General features: G+C 30.1%; 12 protein-coding genes. 6 read left to right on the top strand and 6 right to left on the bottom strand.

What is annotated here, in order from left to right; translation table 11 throughout:
* The first annotated feature begins 33 nt into the window (after nucleotides 1-33).
* From hisS to FZC34_RS00505, 3 genes are all read left to right on the top strand, one after another.
* Entirely contained in the window at nucleotides 34-1,233 is a 1,200-nt protein-coding gene (gene hisS, locus FZC34_RS00515; RefSeq protein ID WP_148971520.1) for a histidine--tRNA ligase, read from the top strand.
* Nucleotides 1,233-2,270 (top strand): PCRF domain-containing protein, encoded by a 1,038-nt coding sequence (locus tag FZC34_RS00510; protein ID WP_148971519.1) that lies wholly within the window; start codon nucleotides 1,233-1,235, stop codon nucleotides 2,268-2,270. The genes hisS and FZC34_RS00510 overlap by 1 nt, the downstream gene beginning before the upstream one ends.
* A gap of 132 nt (nucleotides 2,271-2,402) precedes the next feature.
* Nucleotides 2,403-2,879 (top strand): hypothetical protein, encoded by a 477-nt coding sequence (locus FZC34_RS00505; RefSeq protein WP_148971518.1) that lies wholly within the window; start codon nucleotides 2,403-2,405, stop codon nucleotides 2,877-2,879.
* Between the two features lie 282 nt (nucleotides 2,880-3,161).
* Here the strand turns inward: FZC34_RS00505 and FZC34_RS00500 are convergent, their stop codons facing one another.
* The 6 genes from FZC34_RS00500 to FZC34_RS00475 all read right to left on the bottom strand — a co-directional run bounded on the left by FZC34_RS00500 (nucleotide 3,162) and on the right by FZC34_RS00475 (nucleotide 10,320).
* Nucleotides 3,162-3,989 carry a hypothetical protein gene (locus tag FZC34_RS00500; RefSeq protein ID WP_148971517.1) on the bottom strand — a complete coding sequence of 276 codons (828 nt, stop codon included), beginning with the start codon at nucleotides 3,987-3,989 and terminating at the stop codon, nucleotides 3,162-3,164.
* Between the two features lie 123 nt (nucleotides 3,990-4,112).
* Nucleotides 4,113-5,690 carry a cysteine--tRNA ligase gene (gene cysS, locus FZC34_RS00495; protein WP_148971516.1) on the bottom strand — a complete coding sequence of 526 codons (1,578 nt, stop codon included), beginning with the start codon at nucleotides 5,688-5,690 and terminating at the stop codon, nucleotides 4,113-4,115.
* Nucleotides 5,691-5,763: 73 nt separating this feature from the next.
* Nucleotides 5,764-8,175, bottom strand: coding sequence for an endopeptidase La (lon, locus tag FZC34_RS00490; protein WP_148971515.1), 2,412 nt, complete (start codon nucleotides 8,173-8,175; stop codon nucleotides 5,764-5,766).
* Between the two features lie 160 nt (nucleotides 8,176-8,335).
* Nucleotides 8,336-8,689 carry a disulfide bond formation protein B gene (locus tag FZC34_RS02850; RefSeq protein ID WP_407078980.1) on the bottom strand — a complete coding sequence of 118 codons (354 nt, stop codon included), beginning with the start codon at nucleotides 8,687-8,689 and terminating at the stop codon, nucleotides 8,336-8,338.
* Between the two features lie 135 nt (nucleotides 8,690-8,824).
* Nucleotides 8,825-9,592, bottom strand: a complete 768-nt coding sequence (locus tag FZC34_RS00480) for an ABC transporter permease (RefSeq protein WP_148971513.1) — start codon at nucleotides 9,590-9,592, stop codon at nucleotides 8,825-8,827.
* Entirely contained in the window at nucleotides 9,589-10,320 is a 732-nt protein-coding gene (locus tag FZC34_RS00475) for an ABC transporter ATP-binding protein (RefSeq protein ID WP_148971512.1), read from the bottom strand. The genes FZC34_RS00480 and FZC34_RS00475 overlap by 4 nt, the downstream gene beginning before the upstream one ends.
* A gap of 75 nt (nucleotides 10,321-10,395) precedes the next feature.
* On the opposite strand from FZC34_RS00475, the gene FZC34_RS00470 reads away from it, so the two are divergent.
* The 3 genes from FZC34_RS00470 to FZC34_RS00460 all read left to right on the top strand — a co-directional run bounded on the left by FZC34_RS00470 (nucleotide 10,396) and on the right by FZC34_RS00460 (nucleotide 13,028).
* Nucleotides 10,396-10,848 (top strand): hypothetical protein, encoded by a 453-nt coding sequence (locus FZC34_RS00470; RefSeq protein WP_148971511.1) that lies wholly within the window; start codon nucleotides 10,396-10,398, stop codon nucleotides 10,846-10,848.
* Between the two features lie 423 nt (nucleotides 10,849-11,271).
* Nucleotides 11,272-11,649, top strand: a complete 378-nt coding sequence (locus tag FZC34_RS00465; RefSeq protein ID WP_148971510.1) for a TraR/DksA family transcriptional regulator — start codon at nucleotides 11,272-11,274, stop codon at nucleotides 11,647-11,649.
* Between the two features lie 2 nt (nucleotides 11,650-11,651).
* The gene (locus FZC34_RS00460) at nucleotides 11,652-13,028 is read left to right on the top strand and encodes a phosphohexomutase domain-containing protein (protein WP_148971509.1); all 1,377 of its coding nucleotides are present in this window, start codon (nucleotides 11,652-11,654) and stop codon (nucleotides 13,026-13,028) included.
* Nucleotides 13,029-13,127: the final 99 nt, after the last annotated feature.

Genomic DNA, 13,127 nt, shown 5'->3' with positions numbered 1-13,127 from the left:
ATATATCACATAAAATGGTACCTTGTAATTAATATGAATGTTAAAGGCACAATAGATTGGGTAAAAGAATATAATTTGCGCAAACATGTAATCGATAAATTTGCACAAACAATGAATTTATATGGATTCGATATGATTGAACCATCTATTTTGGAACGATATGAATTATTTATACGTACTGTAGGTGAAAGCTCTGATATTATGCAGAAAGAAATGTTTTTTGCTATTTCTCAACAAAATCAAGATTTAAACATAGTATTAAGGCCTGAATTTACTACTTCAGTTATACGCTCTCTTATCGAAGCAGGAGAAATACACGATAGACGAATATCATATTTTGGAAAAGTATTCAGACATAATAGACCACAGAAAGGCCGTTATAGAGAATTCACCCAATTAGGGTGTGAAGTATTTGATGATCATCCTTACATTGATATAGATGTCATTGCTAGTGCTGTAAACTTTCTGAATGAACTTGGGTTAAAAATCAAAGTAAAACTAAATTCATTAGGTAGTTCCGAAACTATTGCAAAATACGGAATTGTATTAAAAGAATATATGTCAAATAATAATCTTACAAATGATATAAATATCAATCCAATGCGTATATTAGATAAAATGTCTAATGCAGATCAAGAAAAGTATGATATTCCGAAAATAAGACAATATATGAATGATAATGATATAAAAAGGTTTGATATTGTATGTAATGGACTTGAAAAACAGAATATAGATTTTGTAATTGACGAATATTTAGTTAGGGGATTAGATTATTATAACAATACAATTTTCGAAATTGAGAATGAATCGCTAGATACACAGTCTTCTATTCTCGGAGGTGGCGCATATAACGGGTTGGTAAAAAAGTTAGGTGGACCTGATATACCAGGGATTGGCTGGTCATTTGGGTTAGAAAGAATATTGATGATGAATATTCAAGCAAATTCTGATGAAAAGAGAATAGTTGTGATCTCAATTAATGAGCATGATTATGCTTTGAAAGTTTCTAATATGCTAAGGAATGATTCTAATATGTTAAATAAAAAGTATAAAACTATCACATTATTCAGTGATTGGAAAAAATCTATGAAAAAACTTAATAAGATTAATCCACAATATATTGTATTTTGTGGAAATGAAGAAAAGATTAAGAATTCTGTAAAATTGAAAAATTGTGAAACTGAAACTCAGATTAATGTGAGTTACGATAATCTAATAGGTATAATAAAATAATGTGGTGGAAAGATATAGTCCAAAAATATTCTGGTCTAGAATCTGATTTGCAGAATATAGAAATTTCCAAAGATGATTTATTGAAGAAATCTAAATTATTGGGCAGTATGACAAAAGAGTATGATATTGCATGTAAAGTGGCTAATTTAAGTAAAGATTTAACAGACATAATCAGTATGATTAACGATGAAAAAGAGCAGTGGCTATTTGATCAGAAAAAAGAAATTGAACAGGAAATTGAAAACCTATACCAAGCTTTTATTACACTCAAAGATAATTGTGCCAAAGAGCAAGCACTGATGCTGGAAATACGACCAGGAGCAGGAGGAGATGAAGCCGGGTTATTTGCGTATATACTATTTGAAATGTACATTCGATATGCTGTGCATAAAAATTGGGCAATTGATATTATGTCAAAAAATATTACAGATATTAAAGGATTAAAGGAGGCTGTACTATATATTAAAGGTGAAAATGCATATGATATTTTACAGTTTGAATCAGGCGTGCATAGGGTTCAAAGGGTTCCTAAAACAGAATCTAGTGGCAGAATACATACTTCAACAGCAACAGTTGCTGTGCTTGAAGAAAAAGATGATGTTGCAATCGAAATTAAATCAGACTTACTAAAAGTTGATTTTTATAGATCAAGTGGACCAGGTGGGCAATCTGTAAATACCACTGATAGCGCTGTAAGATTGACATATTCTCATCCAGATGTAGATCCCGTAGTGGTTTGTATGCAAGATGAAAAATCCCAACATAAAAATAAAGATAAAGCTATGAAAGTGCTAAAAACAAGATTACGTGACGCATTAGAACAGAAACAGCATAAAGAAATTGCTGATTACCGTAAAAATCAAGTTGGGTCGGGAGATAGGTCTGAAAGAATCAGAACATATAACTTTCCACAAAATAGAATCACAGATCATAGGTCAAAATTGACTGCTCATGGTTTAAACGAAATATTTGTTACAGAACCTACTATATTAAATAAAGTCATCATGTCACTAAAAGAAAAGGAAATTTTATCATAATTAATTAGATCCTAATTAAGCAATGAATAATATATTAAGTATGCATATATTGCTTTTAAATAGTCTTGTGTATTGAGCAAGCAAACCGTATAATTTTTTGATTTTATATGTGATATGTAATACAATTCATCTATGCTTTTATCTATAATATTGTGCTGTTTTGTCCAGCAAATAACTACAAATCTTGAAAACATTGCACATAGCAAGGTTGCAGATGAATATTCATCATTCATACTATATTCTGGACTAATATATTTAAAGCATGATTTGCAAAAAAAGAAAATTGATTATGCAAACTACCCTATTAGCGTAAAATGCATTTATGACTCATACAGTAATCTTCTGAATATATATCAAACCTATAATTTAGGCATACAAAAACAGTATAATCTTGATGCAATCTATAGTGATCTCCATACAGCACAACCAACACTTTCTTGTATTAATCAAAATGAAGTGCTGCTTAGATTATTTAGCACTTTATATGAATCAGATAAATCAATGCATAAAATGCATATTACTTGGCATGATATGAATTGGAATTATATTGATATATATAATGCAATGTCAACAATCGGATTTAAACAGCTTTATTTTCCTACTATATAACTACAAAACATGTCATCATCAAATGATAAAAAAGCGTAATATAATTTTAATACCTCTTTCTATTATCAGTATGAACGCAAATTACTATAGTAATTAAATAATTTATGTTTGTAAAAATCGATAAAACTATTAGTTTAATATTCAGTTCTTTAGCATATAATCAGTAATAAAAATGAATTAAAAGGCATCCAAATCCATTTAGGCAGTAAATATGCATATCAACAGTTATTTATTAGGATTAGATTAATCAAGCTTCATCATATAATCTAGCCAATCACGCAATCATTTAGAATTTATAAAAATTGACCTTAATAGCCAAATAAAAACTTCATCGTTTGGGGTATATTTATGTGCCCATAAATCTAAATGTTTACACATTGCAACTAGTATATTCTCACCTTTGTATTGGTAAAAGTACTGCATATATCTTGACCAAGACCAAGGATTATCCATAATAGACCAAAATTTATTCAGTGATTCTTCATCCCCCTTTCGAAACAAGCTCGTTTGATCCAACATATGTTCTGACATATTACTCACAGCATCCTGATCAATTTGGTGTATTTTGTATGCAAAATGAAGATCTTGTAAATTTTTCACCCAAAATAGGTCATTCATATTTCTAAAATTATAACTTAACCTTTTACTATGAAATTCAATAAATTTTGGCAAATCTATAAAATCGCAATTTATTTCTGCAGTCAACTTTTCCATTTTACTAATACCATTTGCAGAATTATTTGCTTTGCCATGAGTATTATCTAATTTATCGATATTATTTAATTTATTAGCATGATTCAATTTATCAGCGTGTATCATAGCATTTTTTATATCATTTGGTCCTGGGATTTTATCAAGCAGAAAAATGCATTTCCTATTCCATCGATTGATATTCTGTACAAAAATCTTCTTTAAATCTTTAGGTGCAATTTTGATTTTGAGATTTGATTCTGGAAGCAAAGAAGTTTGCAATAAGTTTATACTCTCTAATTCTTTAACATCAATGATAGACCCACTAAACTCATCAAAAAAACTATATGTCAATTCTTCATTTTTCCCATATATTATAATACAGTTATGGTTATTAATCAGTTCTATGGGATCAATCAAAGCATTAAATTTCAATTTTTATACCAATTCAGCACATCAATCTCACGCCACATTAACATAATTTGCATAAACAGCTCATTAAATTTCAATCTTTTTTCCAACGCTCTCATGATAAGTATATTTTCAACCCTCATACCATTTCACTCCATCTTTTGTATCTTCGAGCTTAATGCCAATCTTTGTCAACTCATCTCTAATTTCGTCAGATTTATTGTAATCTTTATTCTTACGAGCAATTTCTCTTTTTTGTACCAATGAATTAATAAGGTCTAAATCCAAACTACTAACATTGCCATTTTGATCATTGCTATTCTCTTTATTTACAAATGTAATCCCTAAAATAGCACAAGATTTAAGTATATTTTGCATATTATGACCAATTTTTATAGCTTCACTAATTTTTTTGATTGCTAATGGAGTATTCAAGTCGTCAGACAAAGCATCAGATACTGAATCCAAAATTTCTATACCATCCTCATTGTCACTATTAAGCTTATTATCATCATTACCTTTACTGCCATCACTACTACCCTGACCACTTGCATCAATTGCACTGGCTTCGTTATCAGAAAAGGAATCATATAGTTTATTCTGTGCATCCGTATTACTATCATTAACATTATCTAAATCCCTTTTGTATAATGCATTTTCTTTATCTAGAGGAATAACATCAAACAAATTTTTCTTCCATTTGGCATAAATATTAGATGCTTCCTTTAATCCTGATTCACTCCAATTTAAAGGATGCCTGTAATGTGACATAAGTAAGAAAATTCTAATTGCCATTGGATCATAATTTTTAGTCAGGAATGCTAGATCAAATTGATTATTCGCACTTTTAGACATTTTATTATTATCAATATTCACAAAATGATTATGCATCCAATATGTAGCACATTCTTTGTTACATAACCCCCACCCTTGTGCTCTTTCATTAGTATGGTGAGGGAAAATAAGATCTTGCCCTCCACAATGAATATCAAATGGGAACCCTAGAATTTCCTTACTCATCGAAGTACATTCAATATGCCAACCAGGCCTTCCATTCCCCCATGGACTATCCCAGAAGACATCAGATGATGGCTTCCAAAGCACAAAATCATTTTCATGCTTCTTTAAATCCGTCAATGCAATTCTAGATCCAGATTCTGAACACATATTCTTACAAAAATCCCTATATTTGTCATATTTTGTAGTATCAAAAATCACATGATTATCCTTTACATATGCAAATCCATTTTCAACTAACTTTTCAATATCGCGAATCATATTTTTTATGTAATCTGTTGCGCGAGGCTCATATGTGGGATTCAAAATATTTAATTTTACAGAATCAGATTTGAAATTTTCATATACTTCAGCTGTTAGATCACTGTATGCAATATTTCTTACTTTAGCTTCATGTATAATCTTATCATCAATATCTGTAATATTTCTTACATATGTCACTTTCGGATACTTAGAAGATAAGAACCTAAACAATACATCAAATACAACAAATGACCTAAAATTACCTATATGAGGCGATTTGTAAATTGTTGGGCCACATGCGTAAATTTTAATATTATTTTCATCATTAGGGATAAACTTTTCTTTTTTCAGTGCCAAACTATTAAAAAAGCTTATTTGATTATTCAAGCTCATTTTTTTGCTAACTCCATTATTAAATACACCATTAAACTCATTGCCAAATCTTACCATTTCTAATTAAATAAATCTCCCATTAAAATTTTGATCTATTATGGATAATGCTAAACTATTATTTAATTCAAAATTACTGAATATCTCCTATAACTTCTAAATTATTTCCTATATTACCTGGATTATCCATTATAGCAGCGCCTAATTCATCCTTTACGCTGTCTATGTTAGTAGTACCTAAGCCAGGAATAGCCAGTTTTATTACTTCATCCACATATTCACACAAATTAATAGATATATCTCTTTTTACATAACTAGGGATATCCTCAAGATCTTTCTCATTTTTCTTTGGCAAGATTACATTTGTAATTCCAGATCTATGTGCGGCTAGAACTTTTTCTTTAACACCACCTATTGGTAATACACGACCTCTTAAACTGATTTCTCCAGTCATTGCAAGATTACTCATAATTTTTTGCTTAGTAAATGATGATAAGATAGAGCAACATATTGCAACACCAGCAGATGGTCCATCTTTAGGTATAGCCCCTTCAGGAAAATGAACATGAACATCCATTTTTTTGAACAGCTCTTTATCTATATTATATTGATCAGCTTTAGATTTGATAACTGTCATAGCAGCTTGTACAGACTCTTTCATCACATCACCTAGTTGACCTGTACTAACTATTTTACCACTACCTTGAAAGATTGATGATTCAATATATAGAATATCTCCTCCCATTTCTGTCCAAGCTAATCCAGTACATACACCTATTCTATCTTCTAGTTCAGCTTTATCAGAAGAGTATTTTTCTATACCTAAAAGTTTATACAACCCACATTTAGTAATATGCATATTCTCTTTTTCTTTGCTTTCAATCAATTTTACAGATTTCCTACATATATTTGCAATTTCTCTTTCAAGATTCCTTACACCTGCTTCTCTAGTGTATTTTGCAATCAAATCATGTATAGATTCTGTAGAAAATTTCAATTCTGCATCCTTTAATCCATGTAATTTCTTTTGTTTTGGAATTAAATATTTTTCAGCAATCTGTACTTTCTCCATCTCTGTATATCCAGAAATTTTTATAATCTCTAATCTATCTACTAATGCAGGTGGCAAACGTAGACTATTAGTTGTAGCTACAAACAATACATTTGATAAATCATATCCAACATCAAGGTAATTATCCTGGAATGATTCATTTTGTTCTGGGTCCAAAACTTCTAATAATGCAGCTGCTGGGTCCCCTTTAACATCATATCCAACTTTACCAATCTCATCTAATAAAATAAGCGGATTAGATACTTTTGCTTTTTTCATAGCTTGAATTATCTTACCAGGCATAGCCCCTATATACGTTCTACGATGCCCTCTAATCTCTGCTTCATCATGCACACCACCTAGTGATATCCTCACAAATGGACGCCCCATTGCTTTCGCAATAGATTTTACTACAGATGTCTTACCAACCCCTGGAGGGCCAAACAAACACATAATAGAACTTTTGCTTCTCTTAACTCTTAGCTGAACTGCTAATAATTCATAGATTCGCTCTTTGATTTTTTCTAATCCATAATGATCATTATCCATAATCTCTTTAGATTTATCGAAATCTTTGTTCAATACAGCCATTTTTCTCCAAGGCAATTCCAAAATACAATCTATATAACTTTTAATAATAGAAGCTTCTGAAGACATGACATTCATAAATTTTAATTTTTTAATTTCGCTACCAATTTTTTCTTTGACTTCTTTGGGCAAGCTCATCTTTGACATTTTCTTCTTTATTTCATCAACTGGATCGTCTTCTCCATCATTCAATTCTTTTTGAATAGCTTTCATTTGCTCTTGTAGTAAATAATCTTTTTGATTCTTCTCTACTTGATCTTTAATGTTGTTCCTGATTTTCTTTTCCATTTGTAGAATTTGTAATTCTAACTCAATCATTTCAATTAGTTTCATTAACTTCTCAGTCAAACTTACTTCTTCAAGAACCTTTTGCTTAGCATCTGTTTTGATAGATAAGTGACCTACAATCAAATTAGACCCTTTACGTACGTCACCTATACTAGTAACTTCATTAATTAATTCAGATGAGTTTCTATCAACTTGCCTAATATACTTCTCAAAAGATTTACACAATGCTCTAAATAATGCATCATGCTTTGATTCATCTTCTTGAATATAATCCAACTCAACAAAGTTGGCTTCCATAAATGGCCTATCTTGAATATATTCACATATTTTGACACGCTTCTCACCCTCGATCATAACTTTCATTGCGCCATCAGCTAACTGAACGCAGTGAATTATTTTACATAATGTACCAACTTCATATAAATCTTCAGGTTTTGGCTCTTCTTCTAACATATCTTTTTGCGCTACTAAAATAACATAATTATTATTTGAATCTTCAATAATTGTCCTAGAAATATCTCTTGCAACAAATAGAGGCAAAATTACATCAGGAAATATAACCATATTTTTTAAAGGCAAAACAGGCGCTTGTGCAATCTTTAAAGCAGAATCATTCATCAATAATATTCTTACAATTACAACTTAATCCTGCAAGAGTAAAAAATCATATTCAAACAAAATTTATCTGTTCTTGTGTAAATTACTCAACATAAATCATACTAATCATATAAAATAAATGTATATATTAAATGAAAGTATTAATTTTATATTAAATATATTAAGTCTCTTTTAATGCTTTGCGTGCAAAAAACAACGTAACCATACTGAACAGTGTGATCCAAAATTGCATTGGCAAGAAAAGGAACGTATTCCAGTCTGTGCAGGAACCATATACACCAATTTTACACCATTCTGGCTCTACTTCCATTAATAGGAAATACATGCTCGTAGATCCAATTATAACATTTGTAATCAATCCATAGAAAGCTACATATAAATATTTATGGGAAAACAAACTTAACCATGAAAATATTAGTGATATGAAAAATAACCATCTTGCTAATACACAAAATAAACATGGGGTTATTCTCATATAATTCATAAATGTAAATGAAAATACCAAAATACCCATTAATAAACCATTAACTATATACTTATTACGCATGACAAATATTATACCTTTTACCACTAAATTCCTATAGAAATCCTTGTATTATATTGAATATAATTATAATTAAAATTAAAGAAAATTAAAAAATGCAATCAATTATAGGAAATCTAATCTTTTACGTAATTTACGCATAGCTATAAACCAAATAATTATACTTGTCACAACTAATACAGATAGTGCTGTCCATATATTCATAAAACCTGTAGATCCCAAAATTACTGATCTCATAGCCTCATTCGCATATGTATATGGACTTAACAGTGTCATATAACCTAAAATTGGAGAAATTGACTTTGCAACAGCATACGAGAACTGAAAACCACCCATAATCCAAATAGGGAACAAGATTCTCATTAAAGTATTTGAAATCTTCATCATATTTTTTGTGTATGCAGTTAGAAAAAATGTGAATACTCCGAAAAAACCACCAATTACAATTACAGTTAAGAAAAACATAAAATAATTAATATTGGATAAGATTATATGGCTTGGCAAAACAATTCTTAAAACAATCAATGATGATGTAGCAAAAATAATTCCATTCAAAACGAATGAACAAACCATCTTTAGAAAAATAAACATATTAGGTATTGGTAAGGTAAAATAATACTGTATATGTTTATCCCCTTCTATATCACTTAATAGCCTAAAAAGACCTCTATAAACCTCAAACCCAATTGAACTAACAATCAAACTAGCAGCTTGTAATGAAGCAAATGAATCTGATGTTCCAAATGCTTTTAGAACATATCCAGAAACCACAGCTATAAATCCACAAAATATTGCATTATTAACCAAAGTATCTTTAACATTCTTTAAAATAATTACAGATTCCATTTGAACTAATCTCCAAAATGTTATCATGCTTCCTCCTCTGAAATAGCAACCATTATGTCTTCCAAGTTACCATTTCTCTCTTTCTTCAACTCATCTAATGTTCCTGAAAACTTTACTTCTCCATTATGCAAAAGACAAATATAATCTGACAAATACTCAACTTCATCCATATAGTGTGTAGTAAGAATTACAGATACCCCATCCTTTTTCAAATCCAGGATAATATCCCACAAATGCTTACGAATATGAGGATCTAAACCTAATGTAGGTTCATCAAAAATCACTAACTTAGGGTCATGCATCAAAGATCTACCAATTGATACTCTTTGTTTATACCCTCCAGATAAAGTAGCAGGGTACGAATTTTCGTACTCTTGCAACATTAATTTCTTCGAAATTACATTAAATCTCTCTACAGCTTCTTTGCGTGATAACCCAAAGAACAGAGCATCATTGATTAGATTCTCCTTCACTGTGATTCTATTATCTAAATTGATTTTCTGAGGACATAGCCCAATCATTTGCCTATGTTTAGAAATATTATCATAAATAGATTTACCATTATACAATACTTCTCCAGATGTTAATGGAATTAATGATGCAATTATGGAAGATAAAGTTGTTTTACCAGAACCATTCACACCTATTAATCCAATCACTTCACCTTGATTAATGTTTATAGATACATTATTCAAAGCTTTATGCCCATTCGGATATGTCTTGCATACATTTTTTATTTGATATACATTATGCATACTTTGTATTTTAAAAGTTTAATTATATTTGTAAAGCACATTATGTTATTCGTGGACAAATTTATGGGTAAATTTATGAATAAGCATGTTATGTCAATTATAAAAATTATAAATAATAAAATACATATACTGGTGAAAAGAACTACATATAAACTATATAAACGCATTATATGTATATGTGATATTTCCTATACTATCATAATATCAATTATAAATTCTTATATAGCATTCGTAAAAAGTATTATACTGAACAGAAATAATGAGCAAGTATTGAGCCATTTTGATTTGTCAGGCTTATCACAAACTAATAAGTCGCTACTTTCTATATGGATAACACTCACTCCTGGCACAATCGCATTTGTGGAAAACGAACAAGACACACACAAATTGATAAAAAATGAATGTGCACAGGAACTTATAGAAATGAATGAAAAACATATAGTAATAGTACATTCAATGTGTGGAAATGTTACACATGACATAAATCAAATGATATGCAAAATCCAAAAATGGTCAAAAATATTTTGATCAACCAATAATACTAGGAATATCGCCAGAATTTATTCTGAATAAACAAAGATATAAAACTAAACGTTATAGCAAATAAGTACATAGTGAAAAAACCAAAATATGACCCTATCCAAGCTCCAAGTATAAACCATATAGATACATACAATAATCTTAAAAATAATATCGGCCAAATCAAATAATTCACGACCTCATTCACAAGATATAAAGATAACAGTAGGCAAACTGACAAACCAAAGCTATGCACACTCACAACACTCATTAACACTACAGATTCAAGTAAAACAAATCTCATATGGCAAGTTTACATTGAGTCAATTTAAAATCAATGAAAATTTACATAATATATTTTATATATTGTTTGCTATTTATTTCCGTTTTATTTAGCTAATGCAAATATACTACTCAACATGGAGCAGAGCAATGAACAAATTAGATAAAAAAACTATATTAGCTTTCAAAGTGAAACTTGAGAAAATGAAGCATGAATTGACAATTGAAATACAACAAAATGCCTCACAATACTACAAAGAGCGTAGCTCTGAAGAATTAGAACATATTACTAACAGCCTTAATGATGAGATATTTATTGCAGAACAAAATAAAAAAGCTGAAATGCTTAAACAAATACAATTCGCACTATTAAGAATTAAAAATGGAGTATATGGAATTTGCCCTAAAACAGGAGAATTAATTAATATTGCCCGATTAAAAGCTAATCCAACTGCATTATGCAATATAAAAAGCCAACCTAATCAAGAAAAAAACTTTACATATTCTCGCCATTTCAATAATATTTGAACATGGACCCTATAAATACTATCGTTAATTTCAAACATGCAATAGGTGATTACGATATTCGAGGATGCATTGGAGATGATTTTGGACCAGATCAAGCATATTTAATTGGCTTATCATTTGGGTCAATCATTCAATGCCAAGGATTAAAAACTGTAGCTGTTGGATATGATAGAAGGTCATCATCTGTAGAGTTTCATGAAAAATACATTGAAGGGCTACTTGAATCTGGGGTGGATGTAGTAAGTCTTGGACGCGTATCAACAGCGTATACAGCGCTATCATATAAATTTCTTGAAATAGATGCATCGACAATGATTACTGCATCACATAACCCTATTAAATATAATGGATTCAAATTTTACATTAAAGGTCGTAATTTTTATGGTCAAGACTTGATTGGATTGTACGACAGAATCAAAAACAATACATTTAGCAAAGGTAAAGGGAAAAGATCATATCAAAATTTCATGACTGAGTACTCTCACTATATTTTCCAAAATATGGATATAGAAAACACTAATGTGATTTGGGATGCAGGACATGGAGTGGCTGGAGATATGCTTAATCACCTTAGAAAATATCTGCCATCATCACATATACTCTTTAGAACTGAAGAAAATGCACAAGTTAAGGATTTTGATAATACAAAAATTGATTTCTTAAACCATACATGTAAAGCATTACGTAATAAAGAAAATTATATCGCTTTTGCATTTGATGGAGATGCAGATCGAATGGTTGTGGTTGATGAAAACCAAAAAATATGGAGCGGAGATGAATTACTAAGCTTATTTAGCATTATCGCACGAATCACACAAAATAGAGAAATAACTACAGTATGGGATTCTAAATCCAGTAAAGCTCTGATGAGTTGGGCAGAAAAATTTGGCATAAATACTGTTTTAAGCAAAACTGGACATTGTTATGTAATCAATGCAATACGGAAAAACAATGCTGAATTAGGTGGGGAAATCAGCGGACATTATATGTTTCGGGATTCTTTTTTCTGCGCAGATGATGGAATTTATAGCGCATTGAGATTATTACAGATCATGAAATGCATTCCATATAGACTATGCGATATACGCAACATAATTCCTAAAATATGGACCAGCAAACCTCTCAGAATCAATTGCGGAGATTTAAATAAATATGATGTAATGGAATTTATAAAAGAGTCACTTTCTAGATCAAACATTGTCACAGAAAAAGTACACGATAGCATACTAATTAATCACCATAATGGATGGTGGTTAGTACGAGCATCACAGACTGAAAACGTCATTTCTGCAAGATGCGAAGGATGGAATGAAGAAAGTTACGAAGAGGTAAAAAATTTCATGGAAGTAACGTTATCTGCATGTGGATTGTCACTGTAAAACTTTAATACATTCAAATTGATTAACCATATTCATACAAACCAACTAATTTCACTTATTAATTCACTACACTTATACAAATCAACTAATTTCATTGAC

Origin of the sequence: Candidatus Cytomitobacter primus (assembly GCF_008189405.1) — a bacterium.
Lineage (GTDB): Bacteria > Pseudomonadota > Alphaproteobacteria > CAJXXZ01 > 1604HC > Cytomitobacter > Cytomitobacter primus.
The sequence above is the reverse complement of the archived record's forward strand: the minus strand, read 5'-3'. Positions and strand labels throughout refer to the sequence as shown.